Origin of the sequence: Porphyromonas canoris (genome assembly GCF_000765975.1) — a bacterium.
GTDB lineage: Bacteria > Bacteroidota > Bacteroidia > Bacteroidales > Porphyromonadaceae > Porphyromonas_A > Porphyromonas_A canoris.
Genome location: NZ_JQZX01000012.1, coordinates 305,214 through 320,266, shown reverse-complemented (window position 1 = coordinate 320,266; position 15,053 = coordinate 305,214). Strand labels below are relative to the sequence as shown.

15 protein-coding genes are annotated in these 15,053 nt (G+C 45.2%); 11 read left to right on the top strand and 4 right to left on the bottom strand.

What is annotated here, in order from left to right; genetic code table 11:
- Nucleotides 1-9 precede the first annotated feature (9 nt).
- Nucleotides 10-1,992, bottom strand: coding sequence for a protein-disulfide reductase DsbD family protein (locus HQ29_RS07850; protein WP_036868904.1), 1,983 nt, complete (start codon nt 1,990-1,992; stop codon nt 10-12).
- Nucleotides 1,993-2,021: 29 nt separating this feature from the next.
- Complete coding sequence (locus tag HQ29_RS07845) at nt 2,022-2,969, bottom strand: pseudouridine synthase (RefSeq protein ID WP_052089990.1); 948 nt, start codon at nt 2,967-2,969, stop codon at nt 2,022-2,024.
- Nucleotides 2,970-3,846: 877 nt separating this feature from the next.
- Between HQ29_RS07845 and HQ29_RS07835 the strand changes: the two genes are divergently transcribed.
- The 7 genes from HQ29_RS07835 (at nt 3,847) to HQ29_RS07805 (ending at nt 10,061) form a co-directional block, all read left to right on the top strand.
- Complete coding sequence (locus HQ29_RS07835) at nt 3,847-4,707, top strand: phytoene/squalene synthase family protein (RefSeq protein ID WP_082226857.1); 861 nt, start codon at nt 3,847-3,849, stop codon at nt 4,705-4,707.
- Nucleotides 4,704-5,267 carry an isopentenyl-diphosphate Delta-isomerase gene (gene idi / locus HQ29_RS07830; protein WP_036868902.1) on the top strand — a complete coding sequence of 188 codons (564 nt, stop codon included), beginning with the start codon at nt 4,704-4,706 and terminating at the stop codon, nt 5,265-5,267. Before HQ29_RS07835 ends, idi begins: the two co-directional genes overlap by 4 nt.
- A 186-nt stretch (nt 5,268-5,453) precedes the next feature.
- A complete protein-coding gene (locus HQ29_RS07825) occupies nt 5,454-6,092 on the top strand; it encodes a carotenoid biosynthesis protein (protein WP_082226856.1) in 639 nt (212 codons plus the stop codon).
- A gap of 1 nt (nt 6,093) precedes the next feature.
- Nucleotides 6,094-6,711, top strand: a complete 618-nt coding sequence (locus tag HQ29_RS07820; RefSeq protein ID WP_036868901.1) for a lysophospholipid acyltransferase family protein — start codon at nt 6,094-6,096, stop codon at nt 6,709-6,711.
- Entirely contained in the window at nt 6,708-7,817 is a 1,110-nt protein-coding gene (locus HQ29_RS07815) for a glycosyltransferase (RefSeq protein WP_036868898.1), read from the top strand. Before HQ29_RS07820 ends, HQ29_RS07815 begins: the two co-directional genes overlap by 4 nt.
- Nucleotides 7,818-7,830: 13 nt before the next feature.
- Nucleotides 7,831-8,574 carry a tetratricopeptide repeat protein gene (locus HQ29_RS07810; RefSeq protein ID WP_036868896.1) on the top strand — a complete coding sequence of 248 codons (744 nt, stop codon included), beginning with the start codon at nt 7,831-7,833 and terminating at the stop codon, nt 8,572-8,574.
- The gene (locus HQ29_RS07805; RefSeq protein ID WP_036868893.1) at nt 8,571-10,061 is read left to right on the top strand and encodes a phytoene desaturase family protein; all 1,491 of its coding nucleotides are present in this window, start codon (nt 8,571-8,573) and stop codon (nt 10,059-10,061) included. Before HQ29_RS07810 ends, HQ29_RS07805 begins: the two co-directional genes overlap by 4 nt.
- Before the next feature lie 346 nt (nt 10,062-10,407).
- Here HQ29_RS07805 and HQ29_RS07800 read toward each other — a convergent pair whose 3' ends face one another.
- Complete coding sequence (locus HQ29_RS07800) at nt 10,408-11,022, bottom strand: DUF417 family protein (protein ID WP_152566520.1); 615 nt, start codon at nt 11,020-11,022, stop codon at nt 10,408-10,410.
- Nucleotides 11,023-11,172: 150 nt separating this feature from the next.
- The gene (locus tag HQ29_RS07795) at nt 11,173-12,012 is read right to left on the bottom strand and encodes a helix-turn-helix domain-containing protein (RefSeq protein ID WP_052089986.1); all 840 of its coding nucleotides are present in this window, start codon (nt 12,010-12,012) and stop codon (nt 11,173-11,175) included.
- 260 nt (nt 12,013-12,272) lie between these two features.
- Here HQ29_RS07795 and HQ29_RS07790 point away from each other — a divergent pair, with 260 nt between their 5' ends.
- From HQ29_RS07790 to nfo, 4 genes are all read left to right on the top strand, one after another.
- Nucleotides 12,273-13,046, top strand: coding sequence for a Dor-1 like family protein (locus HQ29_RS07790; RefSeq protein ID WP_036868888.1), 774 nt, complete (start codon nt 12,273-12,275; stop codon nt 13,044-13,046).
- Complete coding sequence (locus HQ29_RS07785) at nt 12,997-13,365, top strand: hypothetical protein (protein ID WP_036868886.1); 369 nt, start codon at nt 12,997-12,999, stop codon at nt 13,363-13,365. Before HQ29_RS07790 ends, HQ29_RS07785 begins: the two co-directional genes overlap by 50 nt.
- A gap of 157 nt (nt 13,366-13,522) precedes the next feature.
- Nucleotides 13,523-14,062: a pyruvoyl-dependent arginine decarboxylase gene (locus HQ29_RS07780; RefSeq protein ID WP_036789254.1), complete on the top strand. Its 540-nt coding sequence runs from the start codon at nt 13,523-13,525 to the stop codon at nt 14,060-14,062.
- 143 nt (nt 14,063-14,205) lie between these two features.
- A complete protein-coding gene (gene nfo / locus HQ29_RS07775) occupies nt 14,206-15,045 on the top strand; it encodes a deoxyribonuclease IV (protein ID WP_036868883.1) in 840 nt (279 codons plus the stop codon).
- The last annotated feature ends 8 nt before the right edge of the window (nt 15,046-15,053 follow it).

Genomic DNA, 15,053 nt, shown 5'->3' with positions numbered 1-15,053 from the left:
TCATTAAGATTACTTGTTTCGTTCTTTGAACTCTCGCTTACCGGATTCCAAGAAATCCAAATACTTCGCAACGTCTTCATCGTATGCGTAAGATGGAGCAAGAGGTTTGCCTTGAGCGTCCAACAAGACGTAATAAGGCTGTGAGTTGGTTCCGAACTTAACGCGTTGCAGATAGCTCCACTTCTCTCCGATGCTCTTGAGTTTACGTTCTTTACCATTTTCGGTAACGATCATCGGTTCAGGCAGATTGGTTTTGTCATCCACGATAAGTGTAATGAGAACATAGTCGTTATCTATAACGCTCTTCACTTTGGGGTCTGTCCAAACGGCTGCTTCCATCTTACGACAGTTCACACAACCGAAACCGGAAAAGTCTATCATTACCGGCTTATTGTGTTTAGCCGCATAGGCCATACCTGTTTCGTAGTCGTCAAACTCTGCATGTACCTCTGCTTCATAAAGATTAAAGTCTTGAGTGTAGAGCGGAGGCGCGAATGCACTGACCGCTTTTAGAGGTGCACCCCACAAGCCGGGTACCATATACATGGCAAAAGCAAAGGATATGGTGGCCATGAGAAGGCGAGGAACGGATATGCGTTTCACTTCGGAATCGTGCGGTAGAGTGATCTTACCCAACAAGTACATACCAAGAAGGGCGAAGATGATAATCCATAGAGAAACGAACACTTCTCTATCGAGGATGCCCCAACCGTATGCAAGGTCTGCCACGGAAAGGAACTTAAGTGCCAATGCAAGTTCAAGGAAACCAAGAACAACCTTTACGCTGTTGAGCCAGCCACCGCTCTTCGGCATGCTTTGAAGCATATTTGGGAACACGGCAAAGAGTCCGAACGGAATGGACAACGCCAATGCAAAACCAAACATACCCACTGCAGGTCCTACGGCATTACCGATGGTGGCAGCCTGTACAAGCAGTGTCCCGATGATAGGACCGGTACAAGAGAAAGAGACCAACACAAGTGTAAAAGACATGAAGAAGATACTCAACAAACCTGTTGTGGCATCCGCCTTTGCATCCAGCTTATTGGTCCAGGATTGTGGAAGTGTCAGCTCGAACATTCCGAAGAACGAAACCGCAAACACAACCAGTAGCAAGAAGAAGATAATATTGAATACGGCACTTGTCGAAAGGTCGTTAAGCGCACTTGCTCCAAAGATTGAAGTGATGGTCAATCCGAGAAGAAGATAGATAACGATGATGGAAAGGCCATAAGTGATAGCGTCTTTGATGGCTTTCTTGCGGTCTTTGGTTCTTTTGAGGAAGAAGCTCACGGTCATCGGTATCATAGGCCAGACACATGGCGTAAGGAGTGCCACCAGACCGCCAAGGAATCCAAATATAAATATTCTCCAGAGAGACGTATCCGTTGTTCTGGACAGAGTGGTATCTCCAAACGATTTCAACTCTTCCACAACCGGCTTCCACAGGTCGCCTATAACGGTATCTTCGCTTTTTTCAGCAGAAGCCGCCTCCATGTTGGCAGATTCACCTTCCGCTCCGGATATTACCGGACTACCTTTTTCAAAGTTAAATTCCACTCTTTCGGGCGGCAAACAGCTCTCATCATTACAAGCCATGAAGAACACTTCCCCGCTTACCTTGTAGTTTTCAGGGTCTTCGACATTTAGCTCTTGCGTGAACGTAACCTCATCGGCATACCAACGAAGGTTCATCTCGAAGTTTTTATCAAAAACATCCAACGGCTTTCTGTCCGGTGCTACCTCTCCTGAGAGGGTCATTCCGGCGAGGGTATCAAACAGAAATTCTGTTGACGAAGGACCGCCTTCAGGTAGATTCATGTCGTACACGTGCCATCCACTCTTCATCTTTGCAGTGAAGGAGATACGCGCCTTGCCGTCTGCAATGTCCGAGATAGAGATATCCCACTTTACGGCATCAGTAATCATCTGCCCCAATGCTGTATTTACCAAGAGCAGGGCAAGGGAAAAGAATAGGAATACTTTTTTCATAAAGATAATTTAGAACGGTATTTATAGGTCTATATTTGGTTGTCGGACTGTCTGTTTTTCAGATAACCGAACAGATGCGTGGGGAAAGAGCGTTTCAAAGAGATCCGTTTGCCGGTTTTGGGATGCGTGAAAACCAATGAGATCTGCTCCAACGCTATTCTGTCTTTAAGCGTGAACGGAGAAGAGTTTCTCTTGTCTCCCATGATCACCAATCCTTTGTTTGCCAAGACCTGACGCAGAGAGAAGATCCGTCCGAGAGAGGCATTCAGCCGGACGACACTGTTTTCGCCATCTGTCCGAAGCAGAGAAAGCTCCACCACGGATGCGTTTCGCTCTCTGGTTTCACTCTTACTCTTCTGTTTCTTGGAGCTATCCTCTTTGTTTCTTGCAAGTGTAGAGATCTGCATCTTATTCTCGGCAGGCACGCCTCCCACTGCGGCAACAAAGATCTGTTCCTGCACAATCTTGTTCCAAGATGAGATGATAAACTCTTTCGCTTGCAACCCTTTGGCAAAGACCACAATGCCGGAAGTCTCTCTGTCTAGCCTGTTCACCATAAAGAGCTTTGCATCCGGATCGTACTTCTTGTAGTGGTTGCTAAGCAGGCGGATAGCCGTGCGATCTCCATACTTACCGGTGGTGTCCACCGTATACTGCCCGTAGAGCTTCTCTATGACCACGTAGTCCGAGTCTTCCCAAAGGATTTTGATTTTGGGATGATTGAACTCCTCCGGTCGGGAAACTCTTGAAATCTGCACCACATCTCTCGGAGAAAGCAGATGCGTTGCCTGCGAAATGTACTCACTATTCACCAACACACGCTTGGCCGAAAGCAGCTGTTTGGCAGAGCTACGAGAACGAGAAGAAACGTGTACAAGGTATGGCAACAGCTCCATTGCCTCTCGCACATGATAAGTCTCCTGAATAGGATTTCCTTTCAAAGTGGGTGTTTTTCTCTTGTCTCCGGGTGTATTCATAGACTCCGATATTTTAAGAGTACAAAAATAGAGAAAACTATTGACACCTTTGGTATGTGATACCTAAAATGTGTCCTTGAAGAAGAGATTTTAGGAGGGAGTTTTTATATAAAAATGGTCTCGCAAAAAATCTCCGAATCAGCCTTTCGGACGAGTCCCGAAGCGAGGCAGGAAAGAGTAGAAAAATCGGAACAGCAAGAGTATCAAACGGATATAGATTTTCTCGAATTCCGAAAAAATTTTTTCTCTGTGCGCTTCATCGCCCTCTCTCAGGTTAAACAATGTAAAATCTAACACACCTGACTGTAAATATATACTAATAGAGAAATTGCCACAAAAACGACCTTTTTACGAAGAAAACAGCTAAGACACTCACAATCAACGCACAAGCCAAAAATTCTAAACACGTTAACCGAATCCGGTAAACGTATTAAATGAAATCGCTAAACATGTTCATTGAAAAATTAAACACGTTAAGCCGAAAGAATATGCTCGTTTATCGTTTTGACTTAACAGCTATCAAAATTAGTGTTAATAGAATGGCTCTGATTTAACAGTTCGGTCCTGCTCTGAAAAGAGAGGGTCTGAACAAAATAGAGAGAGCCATAAGCCAATGTATGGAATGTATAAAAATCGCCTTTCAAAAGGCAGTCAAAAAGAAGCAAAATCGGTCTCCAAAATCTCTTGACACTACTCTGTTTCAGGCAACACATTTTTAGTCTGAGATTTGCTTTTGAAAACTCTTTTTCAGGATATGGTCAAGGTATAATGAAAATGGAATGATTTTTTTATATCTTTGAGAAAAAGGAATTGCAGAAGAGGCTTAATATGGTCTTCGGGTATCCTTTTCAATTGTAGTATAAACACGTCCGACACTATGAAGACAACCAATGCCTCCAACTATCGTAAGTACCGCATCTGCTCGTTTGAAATGAGTCGTGGTCTGACGAAAATGTATAGCACATCATTCTATTCGGCTTCCAATCTTTTCTCCAAAGATATACGTCCTGCCATACACAGCATCTACGGTTTTGTTCGTATAGCCGATGAGATCGTGGACACCTTTCACGAGCACAACCAAAAGGAGTTGTTGGATCTCTTCGAAGAGTCTTATCATCTGGCACACAAGTATGGCATCAGCACGAATCCTATCCTTTATGCTTTTCAGCTGACGGTAAAGCAGTTCGGTATTCCGGAAGAACACATACAGGCATTCTTGGCGAGTATGCGTGCAGATCTCGAAAAGAAGGAGTACAAGACAGCAGAAGAGACGGCAAAGTACATCTACGGTTCGGCGGATGTCGTGGGTCTGATGTGTCTGAAAGTCTTTTGCAAGGGGGACGAGAAGCTGTTCAAGGAGTTGGAGCAACCGGCCATGAAGTTGGGCTCGGCATTTCAGAAGGTCAACTTTCTCAGGGATCTGAAAGACGACTGTTTCGGATTGGGGCGCACTTATTTCCCAAATCTCCGCATAGAGAGTTTCGATGAAGCCACGAAGATGGAGCTTGTAAAAGAGATCGAACAAGAGTTTGCCGAAGCCTACAAAGGCATACAGAAGCTCCCGGAAGATGCCCGGCTCGCCGTCCTCACCGCATATAAATATTACAAAGGTCTGCTCAACAAGATAAAGAAAACCCCTGCGGACAAACTTCTTCAGACAAGGATCCGTGTCCCGGACTATCAGAAAGGGCTGCTTTTACTCTCTGCAATCATCAAAAACCGAATAAACATTCTATGACTTCAAACAATACAGCAGATATGGTGGTCCTTGTGGACGCGGGCGACAACACGCTCGGCACCATGGAAAAGATGGAAGCACACCGCAAGGGAGTGCTGCACAGAGCGGTATCCATACTGGTCTTTAACACCCGGAAAGAGTGGCTTCTGCATCGGAGAGCCCGGGAAAAATATCACGCCGGAGGGCTTTGGACCAATGCCTGTTGTACGCATCCGTTCTTGGAAGAGAGCTACGAAGATGCCGCTTGCAGGCGTATGATGGAAGAGATGGGGATAGAAGTGGAAGCGAAGAGACTTGTCCGGCTGTTCGACTTTACCTATACTGCATTGTTCGACAACGGGCTCACCGAACACGAATATGACCGAGTCTTTGCCTACATAACCGATACAGAGCCGGTTCCGAACCCTGACGAGGTCATGGATTGGAACTACTTGCCCCACGAAACATTAGACTCGGACATCCGCAACCATCCCGATCTTTACACCCCTTGGTTCAGGATCATTTACCAAAAAGCCATGGAGCATTCGGACAAGATAGAGGGCTGTTTTGAGAGAGGATAATTACCAATCAAAAAAAACGATAATTACTAAACTGAAAAATGGTAATTACTAAACTGAAAAACGGTAATTACTAAATTGAGAAATGGTAATTACTAAATTGAAGGATGATAATTACCATTTCCGAGAACGATAAGCGAAACAGAAAAAACAAGATATTTAGAATCACTTCAGCAACCATAACAACCGATGCAAAAACATAAAAAAGCAGATTGGCTAATCATGGCTCTCATCGCCATCTTCTACATCTTCGGTGCGCTCCAATTGGCTAACCCCGAAACCCGAACCCTATATACCGGGATGACACCTTGGGTTCTGCTCTTCTCCGTACTATTCCTGGGGCTGTACGACAAAACCCCTAAAAGATCCGGGCTGCTGCTCTTCTCCCTCATCGTAGCAGTACTCAGCTTCGGCGTCGAAGTATGGGGAGTGGCAACGGGAGATGTGTTCGGAAGCTACTCTTACGGCAGTGAACTGGGGGTAAAGATAGCCGAAACACCTCTGCTCATCGGTCTCAACTGGGTGCTGCTACTCTATCTGAGTGCAGCCATATCAAGCTTCCTGCCACGAAACATCCTCTCTTGGATCATCTTGCCATCTATACTCATGGTCGGCTACGATATGGTTATGGAGCAAGTGGCACCACGTATGGACATGTGGTCGTGGGGCGGTGATGTAATCCCTGTTCAGAACTATCTCGTATGGGGAGTGCTTGCTCTGCTGTTTCATACCCTGAGATACGTGATGAATATCACTGTCCGCAACAGAATGGCACTGTTTCTCTTCACCATCCAAGTCCTGTTCTTCCTCATCATTCTTATCGCATAATATGCTCGAAGCCCGACATCATCCCATCGTCTATCCCTTCTTTCAGTACTACACGGAGTATCTCATCCGGAGAAGATTCCATGCTGCCAAGATCATCGGAACGTTTACGGACAGAGAGCTGCCTGTATTGCTCATAGCCAATCATATCGGATGGTGGGACGGTTTTTGGGCAATGTACCTGAAACGGAAAGTGTTCAAGCGAAAATTCTACTTCATGATGCAGGAAGATCAGCTGCTACGCTACCGCTTCTTCAACCGCACCGGAGCATTCTCCGTCAATAAAGGCAGCAGGGAAGTGATCCGTTCTCTGGAATACGCCACACGGTTGCTCGAAGAGAAAGAGAATATGCTGCTGATCTATCCGCAAGGGAAACTGCAGTCCCTTTACCTATCCGAGTTCTCTTTTCAAAAGGGCATCGAACGCATCCTAAAAGATAAAAGAGAAAGCGTACAGGTGATCTTCTCCGCCAACCTTATAGATTATCTCTCCCATCCTAAGCCTACGGTAACGATGTATATAGAAGAGTTTACCGGAGAGATGAGCCTCGACACTTTGGAAAGAGAGTATAACAGATTTTATGCCGACTGTCTCTCCCGACAGCTCCACACGGAAGAATGATCGAGTATATCGCATACGCCGTTTTCGGATTCGCTCTGCTGAGATTCCTGATAGCATCCCTCAACATGCTCTTCCTCGAAACTCTGCCCAAACATCCGCGCATCGGAGAGGCAGAGAGAGGGAAAGTCTCCATCCTTATACCTGCTCGCAACGAAGCCGACAACATCTCACACCTTCTCTCCGACCTTAAAAGAGTAAACGATGAAAGCATCCGAGAGATCATCGTACTGGACGATCAGTCCGAAGACAACACTGCCGAGATCGTCTCTCATTACTGCCGGGACGATGCCCGTCTGCGTCTGATCTCCTCCTCATCGCTACCCGAAGGATGGCTTGGAAAGAATCATGCCTGCCACTCTCTCGCCAAAGAAGCCGAAGGAGACTTCTTCCTCTTCCTCGATGCCGATGTTCGCTTAGAGCCGGGATTCGTAGACAGAACCGTGGCATACTGTCAGAAGAAAAAGACAGACCTCTTCACCGTCTTTCCTACACAGGATATGGAGACATGGGCAGAGAAAGTCTCCGTGCCCAATATGCACATCATTCTACTCACGTTGCTGTTTCTGCCGCTTGTGAGACTATCATGCTTTTCATCGCTATCGGCGGCAAACGGACAGTGCATGCTATTCAGACGAAACGCCTACAAAGCTCTCCTCCCCCACTATACCTATCGCCACAGCAAAGCGGAAGATATTGAGATCGCCCGATATTTCAAGAGAAAACGGCGCAAAGTGGCGTGTCTTACCGGAATAAAAAGCATCCACTGCAAGATGTACAGCGATCTTCAAGGAGCACTGGACGGATTTTCCAAGAACGTTACCTACTTCTTCGGCGGAGCCAATGCCTATCTCCCGGCTCTGCTGTTCTGGTCTGTAACCACCTTTGGTATCGTTCCACTTCTGCTCTCATCCTCACCTATCTTTGCGCTGTACTATATCGGCATCGTCATCCTTACACGAGTGATGGTCTCTCTGACTGCCGGACAGTCTCCCTTCTACAATATACTGCTCATCATTCCTCAGCAGATCATGCTTGGAGCATTCATTCTGAAATCGTGGATCAATAAGCGACGCCGGGAGTTCAGATGGAAAGGTCGTACTCTATAAACAGCTCAAACAGATGAAACACTTCACTCTACTATTCCTCCTGCTGCTCTTCCCTCTTCCTCTTTCGCTATCCGCATCGGAAAAGGAGAGCATCTACAACGCATACATATATAATAATATGGAGTCGTGGAAGCGTGTCATAGACCGGATGCACGCCATTAAAGAGAAAAACACAGAGCAGGAACTGGAGCTTCTCAACTTTGAATACGGCTACATCGGATGGTGTATAGGCAATAAGAAAAACAGCCTTGCCAAAACCTATATGAAGAGGATGGAAGAGAGAATGAATATGCTCAAGAGCCGGCAGATACGCCCTGCTCTGATGCTTGCATACGAGTCCGCCTATCTCGGATACCAGGTAGGACTGAACAAGTTCAAGGCTCCGTTCTTGGGACAAAAGAGTATATCGGCTGCCGAAAAATCTGTAAAACAAGACCCCGACAATGCTTTCGGATACGTGCAGCTTGGCAATATAGACTTCTATCGCCCTGCACTCTTCGGCGGTTCCAAGCCCAATGCTCTCAAGCACTACCTTACGGCAGAGCGGCTATACCTCTCGCAGAAAGAGAGCAATCCAGAAGCCAAAGACTGGAATCTGCTTGCACTCTGGATACAGATAGCCCAAACCTATGACGCACTGGATGACGTCAAACGCGCAGACGAGTATTACAAAAAAATATTGATGGCAGAACCAAACTTCAAATGGGTTAAGGATGAGCTCTACTCCAAATTCAAACAAAAGCACAATATATCATGAATAAGAAAGTAACAATTATAGGCACAGGTCTTGGTGGCTTGGCAAGCGGCCTCCTGCTCTCCAAAAGAGGCTTCCAAGTATCTTTCATCGAAAAAAATAGCGAGCCGGGAGGACGTCTCAACCGGATTCGGAAAGATGGTTTTACCTTCGACACCGGTCCCAGCTTCTTTAGTATGTCTTATGTATTCAAGGAGTTTCTGGACAAGTGCGGTGTAGAGCTGCCTTTTGAATTTGTAGAACTCGATCCGCTCTATTCGGTAAACTTCCGAGGAGATGATAAGACCTATCACCTATACAAGGATATAAAACGACTTGCCGAGCAGTTCGAGGGAGTGGAGCCAGACTTTGAGAACAAAATGAGGCGGTATCTCAAGAAATCGAAAGCGCTGTTTGAAAACACATTTGACATTGTCATCCGCAACAACTTCGACAATATGTTCGACTACATCACCACGTTGATGCAGGTCAATCCACGCCATATACCGGTTCTTCTCAAAACATTCTGGCAGCATGTTACAGAGCATTTCTCCTCAAAGGAGGCATGTCAGATCATCTCTCTGGTAGCGTTCTTCCTCGGTCGCACGCCTTTCGATACCATGGCTATATACAGCCTTCTCTCCCACACAGAGTTTTGCCATGATGGCTATTACAATGTAAAAGGAGGGATGTACAACATCGTGCAGGGGCTGGTATCGGAGCTGGAAAAGGCAGGAGCCACATTCCGATTTGATACAGAGATTAAAGATGTCTCTTTCGATGGCGACAGGCTCACAGCCGTGATAGACGGAAAGGGCAACAGATACGAGTCCGACATTTTTCTTTGCAACGCAGACGCCGCTCTGTTCAGAGGAAGAGTGTTGCACCGAAAAGCGTACAGCGAGCAAAAGTTGGCTCAAAAAGAATGGACCATGGGCTATCTGACGTTCTACATCGGTATTAAAGGAAAGCTGCCCCGGCTCGATCAGCACAACTACTATCTCGGCACAAACTATGAGGAGTATGCACACAATATCCTCAAAGATCCCGATACGCTGCAAAAGCCATACTACTACGTCAATGTCATATCCAAGCACAACGACAGCTGTGCCCCCGAAGGATGCGAGAGCCTGTTCTTTGTATGTCCCGTGCCAAACCTGCAATACAAAAAAGATTGGAGCGATAGAGACGAGATCGTGGACAGCATCCTTGAAGACTTCTCCAAGAGAATAGGAGAAGATATACCCTCTATGGTGGTGTCGCGTACCATCTATACGCCCAAAGAGTGGGAGGAGAGGTTCAACCTCTATCAGGGTAGCGGTCTCGGACTATCCCACAAGATGATGCAGATAGGCGGATTCCGACCGGCGAATTTTGATGAAAAGTTGGGCAATCTGTTCTACGTAGGAGCTTCCACGATACCGGGTGCAGGACTGCCGATGGCTGTTATCAGTGCGGATTTGGCTTGTCGGCGGATAGAAGCATTTGCAAATGAACAAAAGGGCAAGTAGTTTGGCTCTGTCTCCATCAAGGCTTTGATAATTCGTCTATAATGGAATAAAAAAGCGTCTTAACGGCTATAAAACTCTGCTTAAACAGATTCAAAACCAAGCATCAAGACTTGAATGGCAAAAATCAAGCTTTGAAAAGTACCCATCAAGGCATGATCTCTGCAGATCGCGCCTTGATGCCATAAAAGATACAGGATAAGAGCATCTTTTATACCTGTTCAAAGAATCTTGCGAACACGTTTAATCTAAAAAGAGAGTATATCCGGGTATTCCATGATATACAAAGCAGGGTGTGCCATACCGGTATGACACACCCTGTTTCGGTATAGAAACCGGAGATTGAAAGTTATCGTTTCACGATTCTGCGAGCTGCATCCCAAGCCACGAGCAGTCCGCCGGCACTCATGATAATATCCTTGATAACAAGCCTTCCTACACCCGACAAGTATGGAAAGCCATAATGGGGCGTCGGTAAGTCTCCACCCAGATTAGGAACCCAAGACTCCGGCGTGGTTATAAGGAACGAAAGCGTAACGATGGACATACCAAAGGTGAGTAATCCTCCTATCAGTCCGACCTTAGGAAACCAAATACCCAAGAGGACAAAAAGCCCTATGAGAACAATCATCGTACCAAGGCCATAAGAGAAAGGATAGGTACCGTTAGCCTTGTGCCAGTCTATATTCTTTTGTACCATCTTCCCCTCCGGATTTTTATGCAGTGTATACTCCTTGACCATCTCTCCTTTATCATTCTCTACATAAGTATTGGACTTCGTGTAGAAGAAACTCATGAAAGGGCTGTTGCTTACAAAGTGCACGATACCATCGGCTTCGTATTGGCAAGCTTTAAGCCCTCCGATCCACGCCATAACCACAAAGATGGATATACGCATGAAGTTAAAGAATGGGCGCTCCAGGTTCAGAATAATTTTCCCGGATGTCTGAAAGATCTGTTCCATCAACTTTTTCATATCAACTTATTCATTTTACTATTTATGCTGCAAAGTTCCGGCTTTTGAACAACGCAGGGAATGGATAAACATGATATTAACATGGATAGATTTGACACCCATCCGGTAAAAAGCCATACGAAAAAGATTTTCCGGTATTCAGTGAGGAGGTTGAGGAGGAGTAATGATGGTGATACCGACTTCATCCCTGAAGTGCTTCGGCGAAAGCCCTGTTGCCTTTTTGAAGTAACGGCTGAAGTAAAACTCGTCTTGGAAGTTCAGCATCAGTGCAATCTCTTTTATGCTCTTGTCCGTAAGGTGAAGAAGCCTTTTGGCGGCGATAATAACCCGGTCCTGTATCAATTGCGAGGGAGTTTTTCCAAATGCCTGCTTGCTCTTTCTACTCAATACTTCGGGAGAAACACCCACTTCATGGGCATAAAAAAGCACTCTCCTCTCCTCCAGATGATGCTTCTCCAAGAGCTGCTCGAATAGGAGTGCCTGTCTGTCGATAACACTGTTCAACTGCCCATCCAAAGCATCTTTCTGCCTGCTGCACAAGGCAAGCAGAAGCTGGAGATAGGTTTTGATGATGGAGGAAGTAAAGGGAAGCTCCACTTTGTCCCGGTGCTGCTCTTCTGCAATCCGGTCTGTCAGCTCGTAGAGATAGTGCAGCAGAGAGGGCGAGACGCTCACGTAGGGTTTCAGATAGGCATTGTTGAACAACAATCCATTGCAAGCCACCTCATATTTATGGTACTCGATACAGTAAAAGTCGCTATGAAAAGAGAGTTGTCGATAGCTATCAGGGGGCTTTGACCATACCAAACTCTGGTAAGGTGAGAGGAATAACACCGTGTTGGCTTCCGCATCGTAATCCGTACCATCCACCATGAATGTAGAACCCTGCTCCAGAAAAACAATGGTGTAAAGAGAGGAAGTAAAACTACTTTCCGGGATATTCGGCGGAAAATCTTGTATGGAGATTAACTGAGACATAGATCTGCTTGATATATATTATATTCCAACCTCTGATGGCAAAGATAACAACTCCCGACAAACTTTTCCCGTAAAGGTTCCGGATATTACATATTTTGTACGGATAAGCACTCCCCGCTCCCAATCATAGATATCGAATACAACAATTTGAGCATAAAAGTATAATAGAAAGGAATATTAAGTACCTTAGCAAACCGGATGAAAGGAGTTACTCACCTTTCCTTAATAGTACAAATTATGAAATAACGGATTTGACAGGTATGATGAAATCTTTTTGGATAAGTGTAATACTACTGGTATTATCGGTTGCTACGATGAAAGCTCAAAACAGCAGATTCAACTCGTTTACCCATAACGAAAGCATTGCTTACTGCATCACCTCCAAAGGCACACCCAATAACATTGTCCGTCTTGACAACAACTGGGAGATACTTCTCGCTTTAAGAGAGCCTCACACCATTAAAGCATTGGATTCGATCAATGTTAAGTTCACGTACAGTCAGCTGCAACTGCTTGCAGATTGGAAGTTGATCCGAAACAACAAAAACAAATTCCAAACCAATATAATAATATTGGACAGCCTGCAAACCCTCAAACTGCGCAACCATTCTAAGGAGCTATCGGAGGCTTTGGCAGGTAAAATCGGGAAAGATGTTGCCGATTTTGTGAAGCTGTTGAAGAGTGAAGGAAGAGAGCGGAACTCGTACAGCATCCTTTTCTCTTATGTTATTGATGGACTGGTATGGAAGTGTTTGGAGGAGAGAGGAGCTATCAGAAAAAAAGAACTCTCCATGAAAGAACCCTTGTGGAGCGGTGAGTTTTGGACGCTTTATCCTAAAAGAGATTTTTACTGCGGTACTAATACTCTGTCAAGCAAGGGTTACTCGCTCAAAATCAACTGGAGTGAGGGTGCTTTTTCAAGGATAAGACCTTTTATCTCAAATACCCGACAACTGGATCTTCTCTTGAGAGACTTTGAGAAAAATGGGAAAAATCACGGAAGAGAGCACCATTGCCGTATTTTCCAAGTTTAATTTATTCAATGAATCCGGGCATATAACCGTACCAATCCTTGAGGAAAACGATAAGAACTCACTCTATCTTCAGTCGAAGAAGATAGCCGATAGTGTTGCGGATTTTCTGGATCAATCTTTGGATATAGAGCTGTTGCAGAGGGAGTTTGGATTTGCAGACAAGTCGCAAGCAATCGTCATCATGTATCACGAAATACTTTGGGATCTGCTTGCGGAGCTGGAAAACAAAAAGATAATCACGAAACCGACTATTTTTATAGCCCCGGATGCTGCCAAGGATGAAAATGTTTCGGATCTGATCTTCTTCGTGAAAAGATAAGCGGATGAATGATGTTTCCTTTCTTCCCGAAACCAACTATTCGAGATATAAATATTATTGTGTACCTTTGCAAGGCGGAGTGAACAGGCGTATGTTCACGAACACAAAGTATTTAGGATAGATAAACAGAGAAAAGGAAATAACACGATTAGAACAGATGAGTAAGATTGTAGGAAACTTAATCCCCAACACATTCTTCATCACTAAGGGTAGTGGAGAATCGGATCTGGAACTACACGCAGGGTCATACCATATGGCGCTTTACGATGCAGGTATTTCAGACTTTAACATTATGGTTTACTCTTCCGTGCTTCCTGCTACGGCAAGGTTGGTAACAATGGATGAGATAGACCTTCCTCCTTTCGGCTCGGAGCTGAAAACCATCATGTCCGTGTCTCACGGTATGCAAGATGAGTTTGTTTCTGCCGGAGTGGTGTACGCATGGATGTATAAGGATGAAAACTTTGACGAAAAGATCGGTGGTCTTGTGTGCGAAGTGAGCGGAAGGTATCGTATAGAAGAGCTTGAAGCTCGTCTTATCCGTGTAATAAATGACCTGCACGAAAAGACTTACTCCCAATACTATCTTGGCGAACTAAACTTTATCACAGAAGGTATCACCATAGAAAAGAGATATGGTACTGCCCTTGCCGGACTTTGCTTTATAGACTTTGTCCAGCCTGAAGTAAAGAAATAACGGTTTCTCAAGTAAGGGAAGAAGATCGACATATAAAATTCACAAGAAAGGGAGATCGTGCTGTAAAGTATTGTCTCTCTTTTCTGTTTTCTCAAGGGGATCTTGTTACAATCGCACTTATTCTCAAACACAGACAATAAACAATGAAATATATAGGAGCACATGTAAGTGCCAGCGGAGGAGTGGAAAATGCTCCGGTCAATGCACATCAGATAGGAGCAAATACTTTTGCCCTGTTCACCAAAAATCAGAGACAATGGGTGGCAAACCCTCTTACAGATAAAAGCATCCACCTGTTCAAGGAGAGATGCAGCGAGTATGGCTTTGATCTGAGTAAGATATTGCCTCACAACAGCTACCTCACCAATATGGGCAGTCCGGAAGAAGATATGCGACTGAAAAGCAAAAATGCGTTTCTGGATGAGATGCAACGGTGTGAGCAGCTGGGTCTGAACCTGCTTAACTTCCATCCGGGAAGCCATCTGAACAAAATATCAGAAGAGGAATGCCTGCTGAATATTGCTCATAGCATCAACGATGTTCTGGCTGAGACCTCTTCCTGTATAGCTGTTCTGGAAAATACCGCAGGGCAAGGCTCTAACATGGGATACAGATTTTCTCATCTGGCATACATTATAGAACATGTCGAGAATAAAGAGAGGATAGGAGTGTGTCTGGATACAGCTCACCTGTTGGCTTCGGGGTATGAAATCCGGAACAAGGAAGCCTACGAGGCGATGTGGAAAGAGTTTGAGGAGACTATCGGTTTGCAATATCTTCGAGGCATTCACCTGAATGACTCTATGAAGGATCTCGGCACTCGTGTGGACAGACACCACAGCTTGGGCAAAGGAGTAATGGGATTGGATTTATACTCCTATGTAATGAAAGATTCGAGACTGGATAACATCCCTATTATCCTCGAAACACCCGATGATACCATCTGGGCAGAAGAGATTGCTTACCTGCGTTCATTAGAATAGAGACACCA